The sequence below is a fragment of the Arthrobacter sp. Br18 genome, assembly GCF_000520555.1.
Classification (GTDB): domain Bacteria; phylum Actinomycetota; class Actinomycetes; order Actinomycetales; family Micrococcaceae; genus Arthrobacter_D.
This window is the reverse complement of record NZ_KI914851.1, coordinates 1-25,591: the sequence shown is the minus strand read 5'-3', so window position 1 is coordinate 25,591 and position 25,591 is coordinate 1. Positions and strand designations below refer to the sequence as shown.

General features: G+C 66.3%; 23 protein-coding genes and 1 pseudogene. 17 read left to right on the top strand and 7 right to left on the bottom strand.

The features are described from left to right. Positions 1–44 precede the first annotated feature (44 nt). From Y704_RS19155 to dhaM, 13 genes are all read left to right on the top strand, one after another. Entirely contained in the window at positions 45–1,559 is a 1,515-nt protein-coding gene (locus Y704_RS19155; RefSeq protein ID WP_051476724.1) for a PH domain-containing protein, read from the top strand. Continuing rightward, on the top strand, positions 1,546–2,532 hold the full coding sequence (locus tag Y704_RS19150; protein ID WP_051476716.1) for a Rossmann-like and DUF2520 domain-containing protein: 987 nt from the start codon (positions 1,546–1,548) through the stop codon (positions 2,530–2,532). The genes Y704_RS19155 and Y704_RS19150 overlap by 14 nt, the downstream gene beginning before the upstream one ends. After that, on the top strand, positions 2,529–3,446 hold the full coding sequence (gene panC, locus Y704_RS0105230; RefSeq protein ID WP_253904233.1) for a pantoate--beta-alanine ligase: 918 nt from the start codon (positions 2,529–2,531) through the stop codon (positions 3,444–3,446). The genes Y704_RS19150 and panC overlap by 4 nt, the downstream gene beginning before the upstream one ends. 43 nt (positions 3,447–3,489) lie before the next feature. Further along, positions 3,490–4,989 carry a lysine--tRNA ligase gene (lysS, locus tag Y704_RS0105225; protein ID WP_026549333.1) on the top strand — a complete coding sequence of 500 codons (1,500 nt, stop codon included), beginning with the start codon at positions 3,490–3,492 and terminating at the stop codon, positions 4,987–4,989. A 4-nt stretch (positions 4,990–4,993) separates the two neighbouring features. Continuing rightward, positions 4,994–5,197: a hypothetical protein gene (locus Y704_RS19145; protein WP_035771687.1), complete on the top strand. Its 204-nt coding sequence runs from the start codon at positions 4,994–4,996 to the stop codon at positions 5,195–5,197. An 85-nt stretch (positions 5,198–5,282) separates the two neighbouring features. Further along, the gene (locus Y704_RS0105215; RefSeq protein ID WP_026549332.1) at positions 5,283–5,606 is read left to right on the top strand and encodes a histone-like nucleoid-structuring protein Lsr2; all 324 of its coding nucleotides are present in this window, start codon (positions 5,283–5,285) and stop codon (positions 5,604–5,606) included. 91 nt (positions 5,607–5,697) lie between these two features. Further along, positions 5,698–8,205, top strand: a complete 2,508-nt coding sequence (locus tag Y704_RS0105210; RefSeq protein WP_026549331.1) for an ATP-dependent Clp protease ATP-binding subunit — start codon at positions 5,698–5,700, stop codon at positions 8,203–8,205. A gap of 155 nt (positions 8,206–8,360) precedes the next feature. Next, positions 8,361–10,448 carry a S9 family peptidase gene (locus tag Y704_RS0105205; protein WP_026549330.1) on the top strand — a complete coding sequence of 696 codons (2,088 nt, stop codon included), beginning with the start codon at positions 8,361–8,363 and terminating at the stop codon, positions 10,446–10,448. Between the two features lie 81 nt (positions 10,449–10,529). Continuing rightward, positions 10,530–11,033, top strand: coding sequence for an amino-acid N-acetyltransferase (locus tag Y704_RS0105200; protein WP_026549329.1), 504 nt, complete (start codon positions 10,530–10,532; stop codon positions 11,031–11,033). Between the two features lie 152 nt (positions 11,034–11,185). Further along, a complete protein-coding gene (locus Y704_RS0105195; protein ID WP_026549328.1) occupies positions 11,186–11,365 on the top strand; it encodes a CsbD family protein in 180 nt (59 codons plus the stop codon). A gap of 223 nt (positions 11,366–11,588) precedes the next feature. After that, on the top strand, positions 11,589–12,590 hold the full coding sequence (gene dhaK, locus Y704_RS0105190; protein ID WP_026549327.1) for a dihydroxyacetone kinase subunit DhaK: 1,002 nt from the start codon (positions 11,589–11,591) through the stop codon (positions 12,588–12,590). A gap of 2 nt (positions 12,591–12,592) precedes the next feature. Continuing rightward, positions 12,593–13,237, top strand: a complete 645-nt coding sequence (gene dhaL, locus Y704_RS0105185; RefSeq protein ID WP_026549326.1) for a dihydroxyacetone kinase subunit DhaL — start codon at positions 12,593–12,595, stop codon at positions 13,235–13,237. Positions 13,238–13,243: 6 nt separating this feature from the next. Next, the gene (gene dhaM, locus Y704_RS0105180) at positions 13,244–14,005 is read left to right on the top strand and encodes a dihydroxyacetone kinase phosphoryl donor subunit DhaM (RefSeq protein ID WP_026549325.1); all 762 of its coding nucleotides are present in this window, start codon (positions 13,244–13,246) and stop codon (positions 14,003–14,005) included. 24 nt (positions 14,006–14,029) lie between these two features. Here dhaM and Y704_RS0105175 read toward each other — a convergent pair whose 3' ends face one another. Then, positions 14,030–15,013: an HhH-GPD family protein gene (locus Y704_RS0105175; protein WP_081747420.1), complete on the bottom strand. Its 984-nt coding sequence runs from the start codon at positions 15,011–15,013 to the stop codon at positions 14,030–14,032. Positions 15,014–15,082: 69 nt separating this feature from the next. Between Y704_RS0105175 and Y704_RS19140 the strand changes: the two genes are divergently transcribed. Beyond that, on the top strand, positions 15,083–15,850 hold the full coding sequence (locus Y704_RS19140) for a hypothetical protein (protein ID WP_081747419.1): 768 nt from the start codon (positions 15,083–15,085) through the stop codon (positions 15,848–15,850). Positions 15,851–15,878: 28 nt separating this feature from the next. On the opposite strand, the gene disA is transcribed toward Y704_RS19140, so the two are convergent. Together disA and radA are read right to left on the bottom strand one after the other, a co-directional pair. Next, positions 15,879–16,955 carry a DNA integrity scanning diadenylate cyclase DisA gene (disA, locus tag Y704_RS0105165; protein WP_026549323.1) on the bottom strand — a complete coding sequence of 359 codons (1,077 nt, stop codon included), beginning with the start codon at positions 16,953–16,955 and terminating at the stop codon, positions 15,879–15,881. A 156-nt stretch (positions 16,956–17,111) separates the two neighbouring features. Beyond that, positions 17,112–18,497 (bottom strand): DNA repair protein RadA, encoded by a 1,386-nt coding sequence (gene radA, locus Y704_RS0105160; protein WP_026549322.1) that lies wholly within the window; start codon positions 18,495–18,497, stop codon positions 17,112–17,114. A gap of 211 nt (positions 18,498–18,708) precedes the next feature. On the opposite strand from radA, the gene Y704_RS19135 reads away from it, so the two are divergent. Together Y704_RS19135 and Y704_RS0105150 are read left to right on the top strand one after the other, a co-directional pair. Beyond that, a complete protein-coding gene (locus tag Y704_RS19135; RefSeq protein WP_343212814.1) occupies positions 18,709–19,047 on the top strand; it encodes a Fur family transcriptional regulator in 339 nt (112 codons plus the stop codon). Positions 19,048–19,182: 135 nt separating this feature from the next. Next, on the top strand, positions 19,183–19,419 hold the full coding sequence (locus Y704_RS0105150) for a hypothetical protein (protein ID WP_155850217.1): 237 nt from the start codon (positions 19,183–19,185) through the stop codon (positions 19,417–19,419). Positions 19,420–19,581: 162 nt separating this feature from the next. On the opposite strand, the gene Y704_RS0105145 is transcribed toward Y704_RS0105150, so the two are convergent. The 4 genes and pseudogenes from Y704_RS0105145 to Y704_RS19125 all read right to left on the bottom strand — a co-directional run bounded on the left by Y704_RS0105145 (position 19,582) and on the right by Y704_RS19125 (position 23,991). Then, entirely contained in the window at positions 19,582–20,544 is a 963-nt protein-coding gene (locus tag Y704_RS0105145) for a 1-phosphofructokinase family hexose kinase (RefSeq protein ID WP_026549320.1), read from the bottom strand. A 102-nt stretch (positions 20,545–20,646) separates the two neighbouring features. Then, positions 20,647–21,603, bottom strand: coding sequence for an alpha/beta fold hydrolase (locus tag Y704_RS19130; RefSeq protein ID WP_051476715.1), 957 nt, complete (start codon positions 21,601–21,603; stop codon positions 20,647–20,649). Next, positions 21,600–21,890 carry a hypothetical protein gene (locus Y704_RS24360; protein WP_051476714.1) on the bottom strand — a complete coding sequence of 97 codons (291 nt, stop codon included), beginning with the start codon at positions 21,888–21,890 and terminating at the stop codon, positions 21,600–21,602. The genes Y704_RS19130 and Y704_RS24360 overlap by 4 nt, the downstream gene beginning before the upstream one ends. A gap of 376 nt (positions 21,891–22,266) precedes the next feature. Continuing rightward, positions 22,267–23,991, bottom strand: a pseudogene (locus Y704_RS19125) (SulP family inorganic anion transporter). A gap of 818 nt (positions 23,992–24,809) precedes the next feature. Here Y704_RS19125 and Y704_RS0105130 point away from each other — a divergent pair. Beyond that, on the top strand, positions 24,810–25,591 hold a 782-nt coding region (locus Y704_RS0105130), incomplete at its 3' end, for an alcohol dehydrogenase catalytic domain-containing protein (protein ID WP_026549319.1).

Here is a 25,591-nt window from a genome sequence, read left to right as displayed (position 1 = left end):
CTGCGAGCGGTGCGCCTGCCGGGCAGAGGCGGGCGGATTTCAGCCTGATCAGCAACCCGGACGACGCCTGGAGCAGGGTGCACATCATCTCGCCGCTGGTCCGTGGCTGGATTGCACTGGCCGCCATCGGCTTCTTCTTCGGCCGCGACTGGTTCGAGGGGCTCTTCAGCGACGAGGGTCCCGCCGGGGTGCCCGGTGGGCTCGGCACCGGGTGGGCGGTCGCCATCGTGCTGGGTGTCGTGGCGCTCATAGTCCTCGCTTTCCTGGTGTCCTGGTACTTCACGCGGTACCAGGTCACCGAGGAACACGTCCGGGTCAACACGGGTGTCCTCTTCCGCCAGAACCGGCAGGCGCGCCTTGACCGGGTCCAGGCGATCGACGTCGTCCAACCCTTCCTGGCCCGGCTGTTCGGCCTTGCGGAGCTCAAGTTCGAGGTGGCCGATGCCGGCGAGTCGGCGGTACGGCTCGCCTTTCTGAAGCTCGCCGATGCGCACCGCCTCCGGGCGACGATTCTGGCCCGCGCAGCGGGAGTGAGGCCGGATCCGGAGCATCCGGACCAGATCCAGGAGGCCCCCGAGCACGAGGTGGTGGCCGTGCCGGTGAGCCGCGTCATCGGGGGTGCGCTGCTCTCGGGGACGACGGTGCTCCTGGTGGCGGGCGCCGTCGTCGTGGTGGTCATCACTGCCGTCTTCCGCACGCCGTTCGCCGTTCCCACACTGATCCCGGTTGTCCTGGGCGTGGTGGGCGCCTACTGGAGTGCCCTGAATACTGGCTACAACTTCCGGGCGGCGCTTTCGCCCGACGGTATCCGGGTGCGCTACGGGCTCCTGGACACGCGGTCGCAGACGGTACCTCCCGGGCGCGTGCAGGCACTCGGCATCGTGCAGTCCCCCCTGTGGCGGCTCAAGGGCTGGTACAAGATCACGGTCAATGTCGCGGGCTATGGCGCTGCCGCCTCGAGTGAGGGCCAGGCCCGGGCAACCCTTCTGCCCGTGGGCACCCGGGAGGAAGTCCTGAGGATCCTTGCGCTGGTGCTGCCCGACCCCGGCACCGACGACCCGATCCGTGTCTTCACCGCCGGGCTGGAGTCAGGCGGAAGTGCCGGCGGATTCACGACGACGCCGCGGCGCGCGCGCCTGCTGGGGCTGCTGAGCTGGAAGCGCAACGGCTTCGCGGTCACCCGCACCGCCCTGCTGATCCGTTCGGGAGTCCTGTGGCGGGCCCTGGCCGTCGTGCCCCACGAGCGGACGCAGTCACTCTCCCTTCACCAGGGTCCCCTGGACCGGCGATTCCGGGTGGCCGGACTCCAGGTGCAGACCACGCCCGGTCCGGTTGCGCCACGCATCCGGCAGGTTGATGAAACCCTCGCCCGGGAGCTTTTCCACAGCCAGGCACGGCGGGCAGCCGAGGCGCGGCGGCGCAGCGGCCCCGAACAGTGGCTGATGACGCAGGACACCCCGCCGTCCGACCGTCCGCCGTCCCGGCCGCCGATCAGCCAACCGATCAGCCAGCCCGCAGAACCAGCCCGGAAGGACACTCCTCCGCATGAACAGCTCTGACCCGTCCCGCCGTCCCGGCAGGCTGGGAGTAGGAATCGTGGGGGCCGGAAAGGTAGGTGCGGTGCTGGGGGCCGCCCTGCGCGCCGCTGGCCATGCCGTCGTCGGCGTCTCGGCGGTGTCGGAGGCCAGCAGGGAGCGTGCCGCCACCCTGCTCCCCGGCGTCCCGGTGCTGGAGATCCAGGACATCATCGAGCGCGCCGAGCTCGTGCTGCTGGCAGTGCCCGACGACGCCCTGCCGCCGCTCGTGGAGGGCCTCGCCCGGCTGGGGGCCTGGCAGCCCGGGCAGCTCGTGGTTCATACCTCGGGCCGCCATGGGACAGGGGTGCTTGATCCCGCCCGCAGCATGGGAGCAATCCCCCTTGCGCTGCATCCCGCCATGACGTTTACCGGCATGAGCCTGGACCTCGGGAGGCTGCCGGACTGCTGCTTCGGCATCACGGCGCCCGGTGCGGTGTTGCCGATAGCCCAGGCGCTGGTCGTGGAAATGGGCGCCGAGCCCGTGGTGATCGAGGAGGAAAGCCGCGCGCTCTACCATGCAGCGCTCGCCCATGCCTCGAACCACCTCGTGACGCTCGCGTCCCAGTCGGCACAACTCCTGGGCGATCTCGGCGTGCACCGGCCCGAACGCATGCTGGGGCCGCTGATGAAGGCATCGCTCGAAAATGCACTGTCCGCGGGCGAGGGGGCGCTGACAGGGCCCGTTTCGCGCGGGGACGCCGGCACCGTCGCCGCCCATGGAAGCGCGCTCGCCGCACATGATGCGCAGGACATCCGGATCGCCTACCGGGAAATGGCGCGGGCCACCGCCGTTCGTGCCGTGGATCGCGGTCTCCTGAGTCCGGAGCAGGGAGACGCCATCGTTGCGGCCCTTGAAGCCCCGCCCGGTCCTGACCGGGGCACCAGAGGTGCGGGTGGCCCGGGTTCAGGTGGTCCGGGTGCGGGCGGCACAGGCTCGGGGGAGGACGCATCGTGAGCGGCGCATCTTCCGGACCGGTGGTTGTGACCACGGCGGCTGACCTGCGGGAGGCCTGCTCCCGGCTGCTGAGGGAGGCAGATGCCCCGCTTCCCTCACTTGGTCTCGTCCCCACCATGGGAGCGCTGCACGCGGGCCATGCCGGACTGGCCAGCGCTGCGCGTGCCGGCAACGACGTCGTGGTGGCCAGTATTTTCGTCAATCCACTCCAGTTCGGTGACCACATGGACCTCGAACGCTACCCGCGCACGCTCGACGCCGACCTCGAACTGCTGGGCCGGTGCGGCGTGGACCTGGTGTTCGTGCCGTCCGCCGCCGAAATGTATCCCGGGGGCGCGCCCCAGGTGCGGATCCAGTCGGGCCCCCTTGCCGACAAGTTCGAGGGCGCAGCCAGACCCGGCCACTTCGACGGCATGCTGACCGTCGTCGCCAAGCTCCTGCATGCTGCACTGCCGGCAGTGGAAGCCCGGTACGCTGCCTACTTCGGGCAGAAGGATGCCCAGCAGCTCGTCCTGATCCGGCGTATGGTCAGCGACCTCAACTTTCCGGTGACGATCGTGGCAGTTCCCACCGTGCGGGCGAACGACGGCCTTGCCCTGTCCAGCCGCAACCGGTTTCTTTCGGCCGCGGAGCGGAACGCGGCACTGGTCCTTCCGCGGGCCCTGAAGCTGCTGGAGGAACGGGCCGCCCGGCATGAGGCCCTTGATCCGGATTCGGTGCTCGACATGCTGGCCAGTGAGCGTCTGGTGACCCTCGATTACCTCGAGATCGTGGACCCGGCCACCCTTGAACCCCTCGCGTTCAACTGCCGCCATGTCCCCTTCACCGGCTCCGCGCTCGCCGTCATCGCAGCCCGGGTTGGACCCGTCCGGCTCATCGACAATGTACGGCTGGGCGGGGAGTGGGCTCCGTGACCCGGGGGCGACGGCAGAGGACGAACCAGTAAGCTGGTTTACCGTGACCACTGACGACACTTCCCCCTCCGATGACCTCAATGAGCAGATGCGCATTCGCCTCGCCAAGCGCGAGGCTCTGCTGGAGAGCGGCAGGGAGGCGTATCCGGTCAGACCGGAGCGAACCTCCTCCCTCACCGAGCTCCGGAACCGGTATGGAAGCCTCGCCGCTGAGGAGACCTCAGGCGAGGTGGTCAGTGTGGTCGGCCGGGTGGTCTTCATCCGCAATTCCGGGAAGCTGTGTTTCGCCACCCTGCAGGAGGGAAACGGCGCCCGCCTGCAGGTGATGCTGAGCCTCGCGGAAGTAGGGGCGGAGGCGCTGGCGGACTGGAAGTCGCTGGCCGATCTCGGCGACCATGTCCAGGTGCACGGCGAGGTTCTCAGCTCAAAACGCGGCGAACTTTCAGTTATGGCCGATTCCTGGAGCATGGCGTCGAAGGCCCTCCGGCCTCTGCCCACGCTCCACGCCGGCGTCAGTGAGGAGATCCGGGTGCGTCAGCGCTACGTGGACCTCCTGGTCCGCGACGAAGCACGGGACATGGTGAGGAAAAGGGCCGCGATCACGCGCACCGTCCGCGAAACCCTCCATGCGCTCGACTATGTCGAAGTGGAAACCCCCATCCTGCAGCTGGTGCACGGCGGTGCCACCGCGAGGCCCTTCGGGACGCACCTCAATGCCTTCGACCAGAAAATGACACTGCGTATCGCTCTCGAGCTTTATCTCAAGCGGGCCGTGGTGGGGGGAATCGACCGTGTCTACGAGATAGGGCGGATTTTCCGCAACGAGGGCGTCGATTCGACACACAGCCCCGAATTCACGATGCTCGAATGCTACGAAGCGTACGCCGACCAATTCGTCATGGCGGAGCGCATGCAGAAGATGATCCTCGATTGTGCCGACGCACTGGGAAGCCGGATCATCGAGACGGATAAAGGCACCATCGACCTCAACGGAACCTGGGCCTGGCTCGGCGTCTATCCGGGCTTGTCCGCGGCGGTGGATCAAGATATCACCCCGGACACATCCCGGGAAATCCTGGTCGGGATCGCAAATTTGCACGGGGTGGCGGTAAACCCGGCGTGGCAGGCGGAAAAGCTCGTCCTCGAACTTTTCTCCGAATTGGTGGAGCCGCACTTGCTGCAGCCCACCTTTGTCTACGATTACCCGCCGTCCGCACAGCCCCTTGCGCGGCAGCACCGGGATAATCCCCGACTTATCGAGGCGTGGGACCTGATCATCGGCGGGATGGAGCGCGGAACGGCTTTCTCGGAGCTGATCGATCCGGTGGTTCAGCGCGAGCGCCTGACCGCACAGTCACGCCGGGCGGCTGAAGGGGACGATGAGGCAATGCAGCTGGACGAGGACTTCCTGCGCGCGCTCGAATACGGTGCACCCCCCATGGGTGGGATCGGGCTTGGAATCGACCGACTGGTGATGCTTTTCACAAATGTGGGTATTCGTGAATCCATCCTGTTTCCCATTCTGAAGCCGGCGCAGGGCTAGCGCCGTGGAATACCTCGCCGTCCTGTTGCCTTCAGCATCGCTCGCGGTTATCTTCTACTTCGTCATGCGGTCCATTTTCAATGCGGACCGGTCGGAGCGTGAAGCAATGGCGCGTGCCGAGGAAAGAAATCCCTCTGTGCCTGAAGTGAAGAAAGGGTCAGAAGAAACGCTTGAAACAAAAGCGAACCCGGAGAGCGAACTGCCATAGTATTTTCGTATTCTCTTTGACCTGGCCCCCTTTGTTGCTCCATAATCGCAGAGGGGGCCATTTCACATCATAAAGGGAGCATATTGTGGCGCAAACGGTGAAGATTATTCTCATTGACGACATCGACGGCGGAGATGCCGATGAGACTGTCCGTTTCGGACTTGACGGTGCCCAGTACGAAATTGACCTGTCAGAGGCCCATGCGGGTGAATTGCGGAACGCCCTCAAGGATTACGTCTCCGCGGCACGGCGGAGCAATTCATCGAAGCAGCGCAGCGCGCCGGCGCCGGCGCGTAACCAGGAAGCCGCCCAGATCCGGGAGTGGGCTCGGGAGAACGGCCATAACGTTTCGGCCCGCGGTCGGGTGAACAGCGAGATCGTCGACGCCTACCGCGCGGCGCAGCGGTAGGACCGGCGTTATCTCGCCTGTGGCGAACACGCCCCTAAAGCCCCGCCGCTGCACGTAGCATCGAGTTACGCGTTAGCTAGGAGTGTGCCCCATGTTTGAAAGATCCACAGACCGTGCCCGTCGCGTTGTCGTGTTGGCCCAGGAAGAGGCCCGCATGCTCAACCACAACTACATCGGCACCGAGCACATCCTGCTTGGTTTGATCCATGAGGGTGAGGGTGTAGCTGCCAAGGCCCTCGAGTCGCTCAGTATCTCGCTGGGTGCCGTCCGTGAGCAGGTCCAGGAAATCATCGGGCAGGGCCAGCAGGCGCCGTCCGGTCATATCCCGTTCACGCCGCGGGCCAAGAAGGTGCTGGAGCTCTCCCTCCGGGAGGCCCTGCAGCTCGGCCACAACTACATCGGTACCGAGCACATCCTGCTGGGCCTCATCCGGGAGGGTGAGGGTGTTGCTGCCCAGGTGCTGGTGAAGCTCGGAGCGGATCTGAACCGGGTCCGCCAGCAGGTCATCCAGCTGCTTTCGGGCTACCAGGGCAAGGAGCCCGCGGTTGCGGGAGGTCAGCAGCAGGAGGGAACCCCTGCGGGCTCGGTGGTGCTCGACCAGTTCGGTCGGAACCTCACGCAGGCTGCCCGTGAATCGAAGCTGGACCCCGTCATCGGCCGTGAGTCGGAGATGGAGCGGGTCATGCAGGTGCTCTCCCGCCGCACGAAGAACAACCCCGTACTGATCGGTGAGCCCGGCGTCGGCAAGACCGCCGTCGTCGAGGGGCTCGCCCAGGCGATCGTGCGCGGCGACGTGCCGGAAACCATCAAGGACAAGCAGCTCTACACGCTCGACCTCGGTTCGCTGGTCGCAGGTTCCCGCTACCGCGGTGACTTCGAAGAGCGGCTGAAGAAGGTGCTCAAGGAAATCCGGACGCGTGGCGACATCATCCTGTTCATCGACGAGATCCACACACTGGTCGGGGCAGGCGCAGCCGAAGGGGCCATCGACGCGGCGTCGATCCTGAAGCCGATGCTCGCCCGCGGTGAGCTCCAGACGATCGGAGCCACGACGCTCGACGAGTACCGCAAGCACATCGAGAAGGATGCGGCTCTTGAGCGTCGTTTCCAGCCGATCCAGGTGCAGGAACCGTCGGTAGCCCATGCCATCGAGATCCTCAAGGGACTGCGGGACCGCTACGAGGCGCACCACCGCGTCTCGATCACCGACGGCGCACTGACCTCGGCCGCGACCCTCGCCGAGCGGTACATCTCCGACCGGTTCCTGCCGGACAAGGCGATCGACCTGATCGACGAGGCCGGCGCCCGGCTGCGGATCCGGCGCATGACCGCGCCGCCGGAGCTCAAGGAGATCGACGAGCGTATCGCCGACGTCAAGCGCGAGAAGGAGTCGGCGATCGATTCGCAGGACTTCGAGGGCGCCGCGTCACTCCGCGACAAGGAGCAGAAGCTGCAGGACGAGCGCTCCGACAAGGAGCGCAGGTGGAAGTCGGGAGGCCTCGACGACATCGCCGAGGTCGACGAGGAACTGATCGCCGAGGTCCTTGCGATCTCCACGGGAATTCCTGTGTTCAAGCTGACCGAGGCGGAGTCCTCACGACTGCTGAACATGGAGGATGAGCTCCATAAGCGCGTGATCGGGCAGAACCAGGCCATCAAGGCGATCTCGCAGGCGATCCGGCGCACCCGTGCCGGTCTGAAGGACCCGAAGCGTCCGGGCGGTTCGTTCATCTTCGCCGGCCCGACCGGTGTGGGTAAGACCGAGCTTGCCAAGGCCCTCGCGGAGTTCCTCTTCGGCGACGAGGATGCCCTGATCACGCTCGACATGTCCGAGTACTCCGAGAAGCACACCGTGTCACGGCTCTTCGGTGCTCCTCCGGGCTATGTGGGCTACGAAGAGGGTGGCCAGCTCACCGAGAAGGTCCGCCGCAAGCCGTTCTCGGTGGTGCTGTTCGATGAGGTGGAGAAGGCCCACGCCGATCTCTTCAACTCCCTCCTGCAGATCCTCGAGGACGGACGCCTGACTGACAGTCAGGGGCGCATGGTCGACTTCAAGAACACGGTCATCATCATGACCACCAACCTTGGAACACGCGACATCTCCAAGGGTGTGATGACCGGATTCCAGTCGGGCACGGACACCAACACGAGTTACAACCGGATGAAGGCGAAGGTCCAGGAAGAGCTGAAGCAGCACTTCCGGCCCGAGTTCCTCAACCGCGTCGATGACACGGTGGTGTTCCCGCAGCTCACGCAGGACGAGATCGTCGAGATCGTCGACCTGTTCCTCGAGCGCCTCAGCAAGCGGATGGCCGACAAGGGAATGACCATCGAGCTGACTCCCGCGGCCAAGGTGCTCCTGGCCACCCGCGGCTACGATCCGTCGATGGGTGCCCGGCCGCTGCGCCGCACCATGCAGCGGGAAATCGAGGATCAGCTGTCCGAGAAGATCCTGTTCGGCGACCTGAAGTCCGGTGAGCGCGTGGACGTGGACGTCGAAGGCGAAGGAACCGACGCCGTGTTCACCTTTGTGGGGCATGGGGCCCCCAAGGAGCTGGAGGACGGTCCGGCGGCCATCGAAGCGACGGTCCCCGAGTAGCCGGTCCCGCGAAATAGCAACGCTGTAAAGAATCCCGCCCCGGACTGCCGGGGCGGGATTCGTGCGTGTAGGCCGGCATCGGTGCTCGGAGCAACCAAATTACTCTCTGAGTGAACCGCTCCCGGAGCCGACGCTTCCGGTGATACGTATTGCGGATGGACATCGACACATCTTCCGACACTGACGAAGCCCCCGGCACGAACGCGTCGGGCTCCCCAGGTCCCGCCACTCCGTTCCACGACCTCGACGAATTCGTTGCACTCCCCAGGCTGAGCGGGCTTGTGATGAATGCCGACGGGAGCCGCCTCGTGACATCGGTAGCCACCCTCAATCCGAAGCGCACGGGATACACGACAGCTCTGTGGGACGTGGACCCGGTCGGAGAGGGGCCTGCGCACCGTCTGACGCGCAGTGCCGAAGGTGAGTCGGGCGCCGCGTTCCTTTCCACAGGCGACCTCCTGTTCACCTCGGCCCGGCCCGGCTCCGACGACGACGACAAGCAGACCTCGCTGTGGCGGCTGCCGGCGCGGGGCGGCGAGGCTGAGCTGCTCCACTCGAGGCCGGGGAGCATCAGTTCGGTTGCCACGGCCACTTCCGCGGACACCGCAGTGGTGGTCGCCGGAGTTCTTGCCGGCACCGCCGGCGAGGCGGAGGATGCCGAGCGGCGCACAGCCCGCAAGGACGCCGGTGTCGCTGCGATCCTCCACTCCGGGTACCCCGTCCGCTACTGGGACGCCGACCTCGGCCCGGGGGAGCCCCGCTACTTCCGCTTCGACGCGGATCTGGAGGTGAATGCGGAGGGGCCGCTCGCCCCCCTGACCGAAGGCGTCGGTGCCGCGCTCCGCGAGTCCCATCCGGAGTTGAGCCCGGACGGAACCCTACTGTTCACAGCACTCCGTCTGCCTGAAGCCCTCGGCTCGCAGCGCAGTGCGCTGGCGCGCATCGACATCGCAACCGGAGAGCGGACCGTGCTGCTGAATGAAGCCGGCTTCGATGTGGCACCGGGTCCCGTGAGCCCGGACGGCACAACCGTCGTCGTGGTGTGCAATCGGCGCACCGCTGCCAAAACCTCACCCCGCACCTGGCTCGCCCTCCTTCCTGTCCAGGGAGGCGAGCTCACTCCGCTTGCCGGGCAGTGGGACAGGTGGCCCGCTCCCGCGGCGTGGCTTCCGGACGGCTCGGGCCTGGTGGTCACCGCGGACGACGACGGCGCTGCGCCGGTCTTCGTCATCGACACCGCCACCGGAGCCGTCCGCAGGATCACTACCGACGCCGCGGCCTATTCCGACCTCGCGGTGAGCCCTGACGGCACCACCGCCTACGGTCTCCGCAGCTCATATCTCTTCCCGGCGGAACCGGTCCGGATCGACCTGACGACCGGGGAGACTACCCGGCTGCGCGGCCCCGTGGAACGGCCGGACATCCCGGGAACCCTGCAGCGCGTCGACACCGTCGGGGAGGACGGGCACCCGGTGAGATCCTGGCTGGTCCTGCCCGAGGGAGCATCGGAAGAATCCCCGGTACCTGCGCTGCTGTGGATCCATGGCGGTCCCCTCGGCTCCTGGAATGCGTGGACCTGGCGCTGGTCGCCCTGGCTGCTCGCAGCGCAGGGATACGCAGTGCTCCTCCCTGATCCAGCCCTGTCCACGGGGTACGGGCAGCACATGGTCGACCGCGGATGGGGCCAGTGGGGCAAAGCGCCCTACACGGACCTCATGGCCGCGACCGATGCGCTCGTGCAGCGGGCGGACATCGATGAGAGCCGCGTCGCTGCGATGGGCGGCTCCTTCGGCGGCTACATGGCGAACTGGATAGCCGGCCATACGGACCGGTTCGCGGCGATCGTCACCCACGCAAGTCTCTGGGCGCTCGACCAGTTCGGGCCCACCACCGATGCGGCGTACTACTGGAAGCAGGAGATGACCCCTGACATGCTGCGGGACAATTCGCCGCACCACCATGTCGGGAACATCAGCACGCCGATGCTCGTCATTCACGGCGACAAGGACTACCGGGTTCCCATTGGCGAGGGCCTTCGGCTGTGGTACGAACTGCTGTCCGCGTCACGACGCCCCGCAGCCGCCGACGGCACCACCGTGCACCGGTTCCTCTACTTCCCGGACGAGAACCACTGGATTCTGAAGCCCCAGCACGCGAAGGTCTGGTACGGAGTGGTCGAGGCCTTCCTCGCATCGAACGTCCTGGGTGAGGAGCGGGAGCTGCCCCCGGAGCTCGGTCTGTAGGGGGTGGGGCGAAGGGGCCCGGTGGCCCCGGCCTTGCGGGCCGGGGCCACGGGTGGGGCGTTCCTCAGTAGAGTGGGGTCGATGACCCAGTCCTTCACCATCCGTCCCGCCCGCACGTCGGACGTCCCTGCCATCAAGGCACTGGTGGCACCGCTGGCGGATCAGCGCATCCTGATGGCGAAGGAAACCGTGGCGTACTACGAGGGGCTCCAGGAATTCCGGATCGCCGAGGGGGTGGACGGCGCAGTGCTCGGGTGCGGTGCGCTGCACATCATGTGGGAGGACCTGGCTGAGGTGCGCACGCTGGCCACCGCCGTCCAGGGGCGGGGCATCGGGCGCGTGCTCCTTGAGCAGCTCATCGAGGACGCAAGGCGCTACGGGGTGAAGCGGGTGTTCTGCCTCACGTTCGAAGTGCAGTTCTTCGCCCGGCACGGGTTCGAGGTCATGGCCGACCAGTCTGCCGTGGATCCACACATCTACTCCGAGCTTCTCCGTTCCCACGATGAGGGCGTAGCCGAGTTCCTGGACCTGGCCCGCGTCAAGCCGAACACTCTCGGCAACACGCGGATGATCCGGCAGTTATAGCAGGCAGCCCAGGGCCTTCGGGGTGGGCAATCTCGCTCAGGGGGTGGATATGCCTGCAGGAATCTGGATATAGTAAGACTGCTTAGCATCCTCGTGATGCGGGAGGGCTGCCGGAACCGGGGCCTGCACACCGAGCGGAAGGAAGTCCATTTATGGGTTTGGATGACAAGATCGGGAACAAGAGCGAAGGCCTCGGCGGCAAGGCCAAGGAAGGCTTCGGCAAGGCCACCGGTAACGAGAGCATGGAGGCCGAGGGTCACGGAGACCAGGCCAAGTCCAAGCTCAAGGATGCAGGCGAGAACATCAAGGATGCGTTCAAGAAGGACAAGTAGCACCTGATTTCGCCGAACAGGCTTTTGCAGCACACCTGCGGGAGGCGCCCAGTACCGGGAGCCTCCCGCAGTCGCGTTCGGCGGAGGTACCCGGCGGGAGCCGCCGTGACGGGCCCTAGGCACGCAGGTGGCCGCGAGGTAGTGTGTCCCATGGCCGACGCGGTCCGAATGAGGCAGGTCCGCCGGCCTCTATTTCCTGTTCGCAGCCAAGGAGCGTGCCGTCGTGAAGAAGCTCATCAACAACCCCCGGGCAGTGGTCGCAGAATCCGTTGAGGGGTTCGGCCGTGCGCATGCCGATCTCGTCACCGTCCATCCCGATCCGCTCTTCCTCACCCGGAAGGACGCCCCGGTCAGCGGCAAGGTAGGCCTGGTCTCGGGTGGCGGAAGCGGCCACGAGCCGCTGCATGCCGGGTATGTGGGGCGCGGGATGCTTGACGCGGCGGTTCCCGGGGCAATGTTCACCTCGCCCACTCCCGACCAGATCCTGCCTGCTACCGTGGCCGTCGACGGCGGTGCCGGCGTCCTCCATATCGTCAAGAACTACACCGGCGACGTCCTCAATTTCGAGACTGCCGCCGAGTTGGCCGAGGAGGAAGGCATCACCGTCCGAACGGTGCTGGTGAACGACGACGTCGCCGTGGAGGATTCGCTGTACACGGCGGGCAGACGCGGGGTCGGCGGCACTGTTTTCGTCGAGCGGCTCGCGGGAGCAGCAGCCGAGCGGGGCGATGACCTGGACGCCGTCACGGCCATCGCGCAGCGCGTCGTGGACAACGTGAGGTCGATGGGTGTCGCACTCGCTGCCTGCACCGTCCCGCACGCCGGAGTGCCCAGCTTCGACCTCGCCGAGGACGAGATCGAAATCGGCATCGGCATCCACGGTGAGCCCGGCAGGCACCGCATTGCCATGGAGGACGCCGACGGCATCACGGTGCGCCTGCTCGAACCCATCACCGCGGATCTCGCACTCGCCGCAGGCGACCGGGTGTTGCTCATGGTCAACGGAATGGGCGGCACCCCGGCGAGCGAGCTGTACATCGTCTTCCGCAAGGCGGTCGAACTGCTTGAAGCGCAGGGTGTCCAGATGGAGCGGTCCCTCGTCGGCAACTACATCACGGCGCTTGAGATGCAGGGAGCTTCGGTGTCGGTTCTGCGGCTCGACGATGAACTGATCGAACTGTGGGACTCGCCGGTCCACACGGCAGCCATGCGCTGGGGAGCCTAGCCGTGGCGCTCACCGCGCAGTGGGCGGTTGCATGGCTTCGCGGAGCAGCTGAGGTCGTCGCTGAAAACCGGGTCCTGCTCATCGACCTCGACCGTGCCATCGGTGATGCCGACCACGGCGAGAACCTCGATCGGGGGTTCAGCGCGGTGGTCGCCAAGCTCGACGCCGGTCCGGACCCCGCCACCCCCGCCGAAGTCCTGAAGGGCGCGGCGATGACGCTCATGTCGTCGGTCGGCGGAGCGGCCGGACCGCTCTACGGGACGGCTTTCCTCCGGGCAGCGAAGGCACTCGGGGACGCCGTCGAAGTAGGCCCGGACGAAGCCGCGGCGATGCTCGAAGCCGCACGGGACGGCGTGGTGGCACGAGGAAAGGCCGAGGTGGGGGACAAGACGATGATCGACGCGTGGACTCCGGCTGCCGAGTCCGCGCGGACGGCGGCGTCCGCAGGAGCGAGTGCGGAGGAAGTGTTGTCCGCCGCAGCGAACGCCGCACAGGCCGGAGCGGTCGCCACCGAGCCGCTGATCGCGCGGAAGGGACGCGCGAGCTATCTGGGCGAGCGGAGCGCCAACCACCGTGACCCCGGTGCAGTGTCAACGGCGATGATCCTGCAGGCGGCGGCAGTGGCAGCCGGCGGAGTCAACCTGTGAGCGCCCGTGAGTGACTCCGGCAGTGCAGCAGCGAAGGTGGGACTCGTCATCGTGTCCCACAGCGAGAAGATCGCCGAGGGAGTGTGCGAGCTGGCCGGCCAGATGGCATCCGGCGTCGATCTGGTCGCCGCGGGCGGCGCCGACGGTGGAACGGGCGCCGCGCGTATCGGGACGAGCTTCGAGAAGGTCCAGAACGGCATCGCGAAGGCGGACAGCGGCAGCGGCGTCGTGATCCTCACCGACCTCGGATCGGCGGTCATGACCGCCGAGATGGCGCTCGAGTTCCTCGACCCGGAGCAGCGGGACAGAGTGCGCCTGGCGCAGGCGGCCCTGGTCGAGGGGGCAGTAGCGGCGGCTGTCCAGGCGCAGGGGGGAGCATCGCTCGACGAGGTGCTGAAGGCTGCCGAAGGGGCAGTCGTCTCGATCGACCCGGAGGCCCTGGAGCCGTTCGTGACGCACTCCGCGGCCGCTCCCGGCTCCCCGCGGGCACCTGCGGATGCCGGCGCGGCAACAATTCGCGGCTCATGGACCCTTCCCAACCAGATGGGGCTCCATGCTCGGCCTGCCGCGTTCCTCGCGGGCGGGTTGCTGGACCTCGATGCGGAGATCACCATCAACGGCGTCGACGCGAAGTCCGTCATGCTCCTGATGAGCCTCGGCCTGGGGCAGGGCAAGGAAGTCTCCGCCGAAGCCTCGGGCCCCGATGCCAGGGCGGCCATCGACCTGATCGAAGCCGCAGTGGTGTCGGGGTTCGGCGAGCCTGCGTAGCCTGCGCGGGTTCCTGCTGGAGCTTCACCGGGGCAGCCCGATCCCCCCGGTGGTCTCCTGGGCCAGGCCGTCGGCGAGAAGTCCGGCAAGGGCGCGCTCAACCTGCTGAGCCGGGGCGCGCAGCCTGTGCAGGGTGTCGAGGGCCGTCAGCCGGGAGTTGTCCGACGGAGGCGACAGATCCACGGGGCCGCTCACGAGCAGCTCCGGCACAAGGTAGTCCTCGGCTTCGCGCAGGACGGCCAGGATGGCGCCTCGCACCTGCCGGTCCGTTCCGGCCCAGGCCTGCCCCCGGGGAACGTAGTCCGGCTCCGGGCGACCCGCGGCGACCCACGCGCAGGATTCCAGGACCGGACACGCTTCGCAGCGCGGCGACCGCGCGGTGCACACCACAGCTCCCAGCTCCATCACCGCGGCATTCCACTGCACCGACAGGGCGTCCTCCTCGGGAAGAAGGAGCGCAGCGCGCCGCATCTCCGCGGCAGTGAGTGCCGGCGCAGGCAGGGCCTTTCCGCCCACGAGGCGCGCATGGACCCGGCGGATGTTCGTATCGACGACGGTCTCGCGGGCACCGAAGGCAAAAGCGGCGACGGCGGCAGCGGTGTAGCCGCCGACACCCGGCAGGGTGAGGAGGGTGTCGTAGTCCGAGGGGACCGCGCCCTCGTGGAGGTCCACCATGGCGGTCGCGGCCGCGTGAAGGCGGAGCGCCCGCCGGGGATATCCCAGCCGCCCCCAGTGGCGGACGGCTTCTCCCGCGGGCTCGGCGGCGAGGTGGGCCGGTGTGGGCCACCTTGCCAGCCAATCCGTCCACACCGGGAGCACCCGCACCACAGGCGTCTGCTGGAGCATGACCTCACTGACATAGACACCCCACGGCGTGCGGTCCGCGCTCCGCCAGGGTAGAACCCTTGCGGAGGCTTCGAACCATGCCGTGATCGCGGAATGGAGGGCATCATGTCCCCGTGGCGGGCCGCTCTCCGGCGCGGACAACAGGGGGCTCTGGAAATTCATGGTCAGCAATACTCTACTGACCGGCGTGGTGCGGTCGGCAATCGGCGCACTGCTCCCTAGCCTTGAATGATGGATTCAGTTCACGCACCGGGCACGCACGGAAGCCATGGAGTGCCCCGAAGGCGCCCGAGCCCGGCGGTCTACCGCCGGCGGCGCCTCGTCGCGGCGGTCCTGGCGCTGCTGGTCGTGGCCCTACTCGTTGCCGGCATGGTGATGGTGATCGGTCTTTTCTCCCGCGACGACGGTGACCCCGCAGCGGGCGGTGCGGTAGCTACGGCGTCGACGCCGGCTGCTGCTCCGACGGCCGCTGCTCCGACGGACGCCCCCGGCGCCAGTGCTTCGGCCGAACCTGCCCCCACCGCTTCGGAGCCGGAGCCCACGGCGACCGGCGAACCTGAGGAGACTACCGAACCTGAGGAGGCTACCGATCCTGCCGAGGCTTCCGAGCCCGAGTGTGATCCCGCCGAGATCGTCGTCGAGGCAAGAACCGACGCGCCGGCCTATGCTCCGGGGCAGGAACCGGTCCTGAGCCTGATCGTGCGCAACGAGAGTGAGACGGCGTGCGCCGTCAACGTCGGCACCTCACAGATGGAGTTCCTGGTTGCGGATCCGGCCGACAGGGTCTTCTCCTCCGCCGACTGCCAGCAGGCACCGCAGGACCTCCCGCGGGTTCTGGAGCCGGGCGCCGAGGAGGTAGCGACGCTGGCGTGGGAGCGCACGCGCACTACTCCAGGATGTGAATCGGTGGAGGCTGTCCCGGAGGGCGGAACCTACGCCCTCACGACGCGGCTCGGGGATCTGACGAGTGGGGCGACGTCGTTCGTGCTCGAAGGGTAGGCACCTTCGCCCGCTCCCGTGGGAGGACCTACATGAACCTGTCGAGCAGACTGGTTTCCGCGATGCGCGAAAGGCCCTCCCGGACAGTCCGGGCACGCTGTTCACCAATACCGTCAACGGCCATGAGGTCCTCGACATTGGCGGCCATCAGGTTCTGGAGTCCATCGAAGTGATCCACCAGCCGGTTCGCCACTGCGGGCGGGACCGCCTTGATTCCGGAAAGCAGCCGGTACCCCTTCGGCTGGATCACGGCTTCGAGCGAATCTGTGGAGGTGTTGAAGCCGAGCACGCTTGCGATGGTTCCAAGGTCGATCAGGTCGGTCGAACTGAAATTCTGCAGGGTGGCAACCCGCTCCTCGACCGGCGCCTGGCTGTTGCCGAGGTCTATGTAGTCGCGCAGCACCATTTCGCTTCCTGGCCCGAGCCCGGTGGTCAGTTCCTCGACCTGGAGGGACAGCAGGCGCCCGTCGATGCCCAGCTCGAGGACATACTGCGAAATTTCCTCCGAGATCCGCCGCACCATTTCCTGGCGCTGAAGCGTCACCGCCACGTCCCGGACGGTCACCATCGCTTCGATCTCGAGGGCAGACAGGGAGTTGGTCACCTGATCCAGGCGCGCGCGATAGCGTTCGAGGGTTGCAAGTGCCTGGTTGGCGCGGGCCAGCACGGGTTCCGAGCCTTCGAGGACATGCCGGAGCCCGCTGATGTACAGGGCGATGATCTGCATGGACTGGCTCACCGAGATGACCGGCAGCCCGGTCTGGATGGCAACGCGCTCCGCCGTGCGGTGGCGGGTGCCGGATTCCTGGGTCTCGATGGTGTGGTCGGGGACAAGCTGGACGGCGGCACGCAGGATGTTGCTGGCGTCCTTGTCGCAGACGATTGCACCGTCCATCTTCGCGAGCTCCCGCAGGCGGGTCGGCGAGAAGTCGATGCCGATGTCGAAGCCGCCCGAGCAGATCGAATCCACCGTACGGTCGAAGCCGAGCACGATCAGCGCGCCTGTCCTTCCACGCAGGATCCGCTCGAGCCCGTCGCGGAGGGCGGTACCGGGTGCTACACGTGCGAGGGTGGCCTTCAGCGAGTCCTCGGGACTGCGAACCATGGCCCAATCCTTTCAGAATTCGCGCTGCCGGCCTGCACATACGGGCAACCTCAGTCCAGGAGGCGCCGGGCAAGCAGCAGCTGCATGATTTCCACGCAGCCGAACATAATACTAGTGGCCGGGCGCTGAATCCCCGATACCGGGTCGAGGTGACATTCAGAAGAGCAGGGTCAGCGCCTCGGTGAGGGTGGACACTTCCCGCACCGTGAAGCCTTTCGGGATGGGACCAGGCCCGTTGGGCGACGCCGGAACCACCGCATGGGTGAAGCCGAGCCGCTCCGCCTCCTGGATGCGCCGCGCGATGCCCGGGACCGGGCGCACCTCGCCGGCAAGGCCCACCTCGCCGAAGGCAATGAGCTGGGAGGGGAGGGGCTGGTCCGTCTTGGCCGACGCGATCGCCAGGGCCACTGCCAGGTCGGTTGCAGGTTCTCCCAGTTTGACGCCGCCGACGGTGGCCACATAGCTGTCGTCCTTGTGCAGGCCCATCGATGCCCTGCGCTGCAGCACCGCCAGGAGCATCGCAACGCGAGCACTGTCGAGGCCGCTTGTTGCGCGGCGCGGCTGCGATGTGGCTGATTCGGCGAGCAGCGCCTGCACTTCGGCGAGCAGCGGACGCCGGCCCTCGAGGGTGACCGTGATGCACGTTCCTGACACCGGGTCCTTGGTCCGCGAGACGAAGAGCCCGCTGGGATCGGCGAGGCCTTCCACCCCGGCGTCGGTCAGATCGAAACAGCCCACATCATCGGTGGGGCCATAGCGGTTCTTCACTGCGCGCAGCAGGCGCAGCCGGGAGTGGCGCTCGCCCTCGAACTGGCACACCACGTCCACGAGGTGCTCGAGGAGCCGCGGCCCGGCGATGGAGCCGTCCTTCGTCACGTGGCCCACCAGGATGGTGGTCATGTTCTTCGACTTCGCCACGTTGATGATCGACGCCGCCACCTCGCGCACCTGGGTCACTCCACCGGCGGTACCGTCGACGGCCGAGCTGCTGAGGGTCTGAACCGAGTCGACGACCAGGAGGGACGGGTTGAGTTTCTCGACCTGGCCGAGGGCCTGGCCCAGATCGGTCTCGGCGCTCAGGTAGAGGGTATCCGCTACCGCCTTGATCCGCTCGGCGCGCAGCTTCACCTGGGCGGCAGACTCCTCGCCCGTCACGTAGAGGACATCCCTCCCCAGGTTCGCCACCCGCGCGGCGACGTCAAGCAGCAGGGTCGACTTTCCGACACCCGGTTCACCCGCAAGGAGAATCACTGCGCCCGGCACGAGGCCGCCGCCGAGCACGCGGTCGAGTTCGTCGATCCGTGTCGGCTGGAATGCAGCGGTGGAGGCGTCGACGTCGGCAATGCGCTGTGCGGGGCGCAGGACGGTGGCGGCCGCCGTCGTGCGTGCAATCGGTTGCCCGAGTTCCTCGACCGTGCCCCACGCCTGGCACTCGCCGCAGCGGCCCACCCATTTTGCCGTCGTCCAACCGCACTCAGCACACCGGTAACCGGGATTGTTGCTGCGGCCCGCACGCGCAGCCGTAGAGCTCTTTGTTGCCATCCGTTCAGCGTACCGGCGCCCACCGACATCGCCGGATCGGCTGGGAAGTTGTTTTGACTAAACCAAAATAACCGATGGTCTTGGGTCATGACGCCGACCGATTCCCCCTCGAATACGGACGTGCTCCGGCAGTCGATCCGGAACTCGGGGTTGAAGGTCACGGCGCCGCGTCTCGCAGTGCTGGAAGTACTGCAGCAGAACCCGCATTCAAATGTGGAGCAAAGTTTTCGCGAAGGCGCAGGACATCCTGAGTGGCTCCTCCACCCAGGCCGTGTACGGAATCCTTGCCGCCTTCACGGGAGCCGGGCTCGTGCGCCGTTTTGATCCTCCGGGCTCAGCGACGCTCTTCGAATGCAGGGTGGGGGACAACCATCACCATCTGGTGTGTGTGCAGTGTGGTGCGGTTCAGGATGTCGACTGCGTCATCGGAGCAGCACCCTGCCTGACTCCGTCAGATACCGCGGGGTTCACCGTCTTCTCGGCAGAAGTCACTTTCAATGGCCTCTGCCGGCAGTGCCGAAACCAGGTGGCCGCCCTACCCGCCCCATAGCCGCACCACATCCCGCGGTCCTTCCGGACCGCGACGGGGTGCTGCGTGCTGCCCGAAATCGCGGTGCAGCAAGAGTTTCCACCCATCAGCCATCAACTGTCCAGGTTCAGGCCGGACACCACCGAAGGAACCACCATGACACTTCTCGACCGCACAGCAACCATCTCCTCCGAAGCACCGACTCGCGCTCGCCGGCCCCTGAAGTTCGCGCCGCTGGGCGGCAGCTACATCTCGAGCTCAGCCGCCACGGCAGACAGCGAGGGCACCTACGTCACTACAGGGTCGGCCCTGACGCCATCCCCTCGCGGATCCTATGTCACGACCTCCAGGTCCCGCTCCAACACGCCGGGCAGGTACACCTACTCGAGCTGACAGGTGGGCCAACAGCGCAGAAAGCCCTGACGGAACGTCACGAACGGCAGCGCCCAGTCCGGATACCCGCTCCTTGGGGCGGATCAACTCCGGTCCAGACGGGAGTCAGGCCAGATCACGAGGCGGGCGGATGTGCCGAGGTGCTGTGGCTCGCCATGCCGGTCAAAGTGCCCTGGCCGAGAGTTCGGCTTCGAGGCGTTCGACGTCGCGCCGGTGGCACAGCTCGGTCGCCGGCGTCATGGCGGTCGCGCTTCCGGCGGCGACGGCGGCCCGGAACGCCACCTCGATCGGGTGGCCCTGGGCGAGCCGGAGGACAAGTGCGCCGAGAAAACTGTCACCGGCACCGACGGTGCTGAGTACCTGCACCGATGGCACCGGCAGGCGGATAACGCCGGACTTCGTGGCGAGCATGGCTCCCGCTTCACCGAGGGTCAGGGCTACGTATTCGGCAGACCCGTCGGCAATCAGTGCAGAGGCTGCTTCGATCTGGCTCTGCTCACTGTCGAGTGCCGCGTTGACGTGTTCCCCCAGTTCACGCCGACTGGGTTTGACCAGAAAAACTCCCTCGGCCAGCGCCTGGGCGAGGGCCGCTCCGGAGGTATCCACTATGCAGTGCGCGCCGCCCTTGCGGGCCAGACGGGCTATCCGCGCATAGAAATCCTCCGGAACCCCGGGAGGAAGGCTGCCGCTTGCGACGACATAGCCGCCCACGGGGATCGATTCGGCAACAACGGACAGGCATGCACGCCACTCCGCTTCAGTGAGCTCCGGACCCTCGAGTACGAAACGGAACTGTTTCTCAGTCGCAGTCTCATCGACAGTGAAGTTCTGGCGGGTACTCCCGTGGATCGGTACGACCAGGCTGGGGATGTGCTCGGCCTCGATGAGCCGGCGATAGGCCTCCCCCGTCGGGCCTCCCGCTGTGTGGATCGCCAGAGTCTGCCCTCCGAGCCGCTGGATCACCCTGGACACGTTCACGCCTCCGCCGCCCGGATCAAGGCGGCTCGTGCCGCACCGCAGTTTGTGACCGCTGATGACCCTCCCAGTTGAGGTGCTGACGTCCAGAGCCGGGTTCACCGTCAGCGTGAGAATCGGCTTTGCGCTCATGAGCTGGAAGGCTTCCATGGGCCCAGCATAGGAGACCCGGCCGTTCCCGATCAGGAACTGCCTCGCGTCGTCGAACCGGGCAGGACTGAAGTGCGCGGTCGCGTCTGGCCGTGCTCCATGTCACGGGCCCTTTGTCCCTGGAAGGAGGTCGGACATGAGCCTTGCGAAATGTCCGGGTTCGTCGAACGGGGGCGTGTGCCCCGAGTCGGCGAACTGGACGTAGTTCTTGCTCGGGGCGGCAAGCAGGTCGTACCATTCCCGCGCCAGTGTCTCCCGTCCGGCCGCTTCGTGTCGGCCCTCGACCAGGTAGACGGGGACGTCGAGCGTTGGAACGTCGGTGCGGAAGTCCGTTCCGCTCAACGGCGGGTACAGGGCGTTGAAGGTCTCCGCAATCGCGGCCATGCCGCGCAGCTGCTCCAGAAGTGTGTATTCGCCGACGAAGAGACTGGAGGGGTATTCCGACGACGCGCTGTAGTCGGAGCCATGCTGAAAGTTCATCAGCTTCGGGTTGGAGGCGATCGCCACCGGGTAGTCCAGCGTGTTCCTGTAGGGGGGGGGCTCGCCGAGGTCCTGCAACGCCGTGGCCATGTCGTTGTCGCCACGGGTCTTTGCGTCCTTCAGGCTCTCCGCATACATCAGTTGATCGGTTTCGAAAGGATCGACCATCTGGCCGGTTCCGACGTAGGCATGGAACAGCTCCGGGGAGCGTTGGACCGCCAACGTTCCCAGGATCGTTCCCCAGGAGCTGCCGACCAGGTATATCTTCTGCTCATCGAACCGGCCGCGCAGGTACTCGGTGACCTCGAGGGTGTCCTCCACCACCTGATCGACCGTGAGGGTCGAGGTCGGCTCCAGTGCGTCATAGGACTTGCCCGTTCCTCTCTGGTCCCAGGTGGCGACGACGAAGTCCTGCTCCAGGTCCTGTCCTGAGTTGCGGATCCGACCGATACCGGTGCCTCCGGGACCTCCCTCGAGGAACAGCAGGACAGGGGCTTCGGTAGAGACCCCGCGGAGCAGAATGGCCTGGTCATGGCCACCGACCGGCACGTCGACGATCTCCGCGACGCTCCCGATCACCTGCCCACCGTCAGCTCCGATGATTGCCGGGTGGACGCCGGGCGAACCAGCCCTGCGGCGAGTACGACCACGCCGGCCGACGCGATGGCGAGCACGCCGAGGCGGACCAGATGACGCCTGCTGCGGCCGGGTCGTACGGAACGGGTGTACCGCCGAACGAGAACGACACCCCAGCCGCATCCTACGATCAACGGCAGGAGCAGAAGCAGCAGCACGCCGGCTGCTACGCGACGGGGAGAGCTCCCCAGTAGGTGGGAGGTGATGGTGTGCTCGTGGAGCAATTGCATGTCATCTCGCGTCCTGGACGGTGGCGGGGCGCTGACCCCACCAGTGCCCAGACTTCGTCGTTCCTGAGACGCTTGGATCCACACGACAGGCCTTGTGTGTCCCAAAATTCATCCTGAACTGAAGGTGTGGTTGTGGTGTGCCTGCCTCGATGCTGATTCGTTGATGCCTGTGCGATGAACGGCCTCCGGGACCCTATCCTTCTACGGTATCCAGCGACGACGCCGGAGGGCAGGGCCGAAAGACCCGAGGTGATCCGTGTGCCATGAGGCCAACACCTGCCCCGATTCCCCTACCGATTGCCATGCCGGGTCCTCCCACAACGGCACCGATCATCAGCCCAGCACCTCCCCTGCCCCCCATGTGTGGTCGTGGGAGTCATTTCTGTTGTCTCCCATGGGTAGTGAATGCGGCGGGGTCCTGGCCGGGAAGGGCTGATGTCCGTCCGGCCCGGTTGCGGACGACATGGTCGCGGGCGTGGTCTACCGCCGGTTCGAGCTCGGCGAAGAGGTGCTTGTGGTGGCGCAGGGACTCGAGCGCGCCGACCTTGGTGATGAGGCGAAGGTGGCGGTCCTGGATACCCTTGATCAGCACGGTAATGCCGCGGCGCTCCAGGGCATGGACGAGATCGGTGATCACCCGCGCCCCGGTCGCGTCGAGCGTCTGCAGTTGCGACATGCGGATGATCACCACATCGACATCGCGGATTGCACTGACCCGATCCAGTACCCGTTCCGCGGCAGCGAAGAACAGCGCCCCGTCAAGGCGGTAGACGGCGATATTTGCGTCCCCGTCCTGGGGCGGCCCTGGAATTTCTTCCCGGTGAACGCCGCTGGAGTTCGCGAGTGAGCGCAAAGCGAAAAAGGCGGCCACCACAACACCGATCTCCACTGCCTGAATCAGATCAAGGAATACGGTGATCACCGCCGTCACGAGGAACACGACAGTGTCAGCCCGGGTCGAACCAACCACGCTGCGCAAACTGGAGACGGAGACCATGCGCACCGCGGTGACCATCAACACTCCTGAGAGGGCCGCCAACGGGATGCGGGAGACTGGGCCGGTGGCAAGGTAGACGACCCCGAGCAGGACCAGGGCGTGGGTGATCGCCGCGAGGCGGGTCCGTCCGCCGGAGCGGATGTTCACCGCAGTGCGTGCAATAGCACCGGTGGCAGGCATGCCACCGAAGAATCCGGAGGCCACGGATGCCAGCCCCTGACCGACCAATTCACGGTCCGCGTCATAAGGGCCTGTATCCGAGATGGAGGCAGCAACCCGCGCTGATAGCAATGACTCGATCGCGGCCAGGGCAGCGATTGTTACTGCCGGTCCTGCGAGAGTGAGGATCAGGTCCCAATCCAACCCGGGGGCGGTTGGGGCAGGGAGGGAGTCGGGCAGTGCGCCGATTCTGGCCACCGGCAGGTTGGCGGTTTCGGCGATCACACTGGCAACGACGATGGCGATGATCGATCCTGGGATCTGAGGGTGAATCCTCGGGGCAGCGACCATGATCAGTGCCACGACTGCAACCAGGGCCACCGGGCCGACGAGCTCGACCATGGACGTGCTCGCGATGGCCTAAACGGCAGATACTGCAGCGTTACTGCTGGATCCGGGATCCACGCCGAACGCCGCGGGCACCTGCTGCAGGAAAATGATAACTGCAATGCCGAGGGTAAAGCCTTCAATCACCGGCCAAGGTAGAAAGGTCACGACCCGACCGAGTTTCAGGATCCCTGCGGTGATTACCATCAGCCCGGCCAGAACACCCACCACAGCCAGCGCGCCGATGCCATGCACGGCGATCACCGGACCCAGCACCACCACCATCGCTCCGGTGGGTCCGGAGACCTGGATATTGGATCCCCCGAAAACCGCGGCTACCAGGCCCGCAACCACGGCAGTGATCAGGCCGCTGGCAGCTCCTGCCCCGGAACTGACGCCGAACGCCAGCGCCAGCGGCAAAGCGACAATGCCCACTGTGAGCCCTGCAATCAGATCACCCTTCCAGGTGCGAGGTACCTGCGCATAGTCGCGGTATCCGGGCAGCAGGGGCCGAATCTTCGAAAGGACTCTCACGTAGTGCTGGATCGGCCCGGGCATGGAACTGTTGGCGTCCGCGCCGCCCGGATACCACCAGGTGATAGCGGCGCAACACTGACAGGTGCTGTGACAAATCGGGAAGCCTCCAACCCCGTCGCTGACAACAGATCCGACACCGAAACTTCCGGCGCGTCCGACAGCAACCTCCCAGGCCGCGGGTTCCTGTAACGAGGGGAGATGCTTCCGCAGCGTTCTGAGCCGTCCACGCCGTCGGACCCAACGACGGGTTTCGACCGGGCGTTTGTCATGCTGATGCTCCGACGGGTGGTAGGGCTATGGCCTCACCTTCGGGCAGTTGCAGCGCCCCGTGGGAGACGAGGACCGGACATTCCGCCCGTTCCGCTAGTTCCTCATAATTCCATTCCATGGGCGTGTAGAGGCCGAACACAACGGGATACTGCCATGCTGCGACTACTTGAATGACGTTGCCAGCGAGTGGGATCAGGCTAGCTGCTAACTGCAGGGCAGCAATGGACGATGGAGAGCCATCAACGCCGACTACGATTGCTCGTCGGTCTGGTATCGGGATGTTTCCCATGATTGGTCCTTGTCTGCTGAGGAACGATGCTTCTTTGATCGTCCTTGGTTCCCGTGCGGGCAGGTAGGGCCGAAGTGCCTGTCTGCAGGGATGGCCCTTCGGCACTGCTTTGAGCGAGCAGAGAAGCCGCGAATGTCGGCTACTGCGGGCCTCCGCCAATCGTTTCCCTTGCATCCGGCGCAATAGTCGAGCGGTTATGCTTGGCGCAACTCCTGGGAACAGGGACGCCGCCGAACGCAGCTCTCAAGCGAAAGCGCCTCGGCCAGTCGAAGGAATCTCGATGAAAGCGCTTGTTTATCACGGTCCGGGGCAGAAGGCCTGGGAGGACGTCGCGGATCCAACCCTTCAGAAGCCGACCGACGTCATCGTCAGGATCGACACCACGACGATCTGCGGCACCGACCTGCACATCCTCAAGGGTGACGTTCCCACGGTGGACCACGGGCGCATCCTGGGACATGAGGGCGTGGGAACGATCACCGAGATCGGATCCGCGGTCACGAGCCTGATGATCGGCGACCGGGTGATCATCTCGTGCATCTCCGCGTGCGGGCACTGCGACTACTGCAAGCAGGGAGTGTTCTCCCACTGCCTGGGCGAGGAGGGCACCTCCGGAATCGGCTGGATCCTCGGGCACCTCATCGACGGGACGCAGGCCGAACTGGTCCGCGTTCCCTATGCAGAAACCTCCCTCTATAAAATTCCGGACAGCGTCAGTGCCCAGGACGGAACACTGCTCTCGGACATCCTGCCGACCGGCCACGAGATCGGTGTGCAGTACGGAGCCGTCAAAGCCGGTGACGTCGTCGCCGTGATCGGCGCCGGCCCCGTCGGACTCGCCGCGATCACCACCGCCCAGCTCTACGGCCCGGCACGGATCATCGCTATCGACATCGACCGCAACCGGGTGGAACAGGCCAAACTCTTCGGTGCCACCCACAGCATCGTGTCAACCGACGCCGACTGGAAGGACCAGGTGCTCGCCCTCACCGACGGTCTCGGAGTGGACGTCGCGATCGAAGCGGTCGGGATACCGGAAACGTTCGCCATGGTCCTGGACAT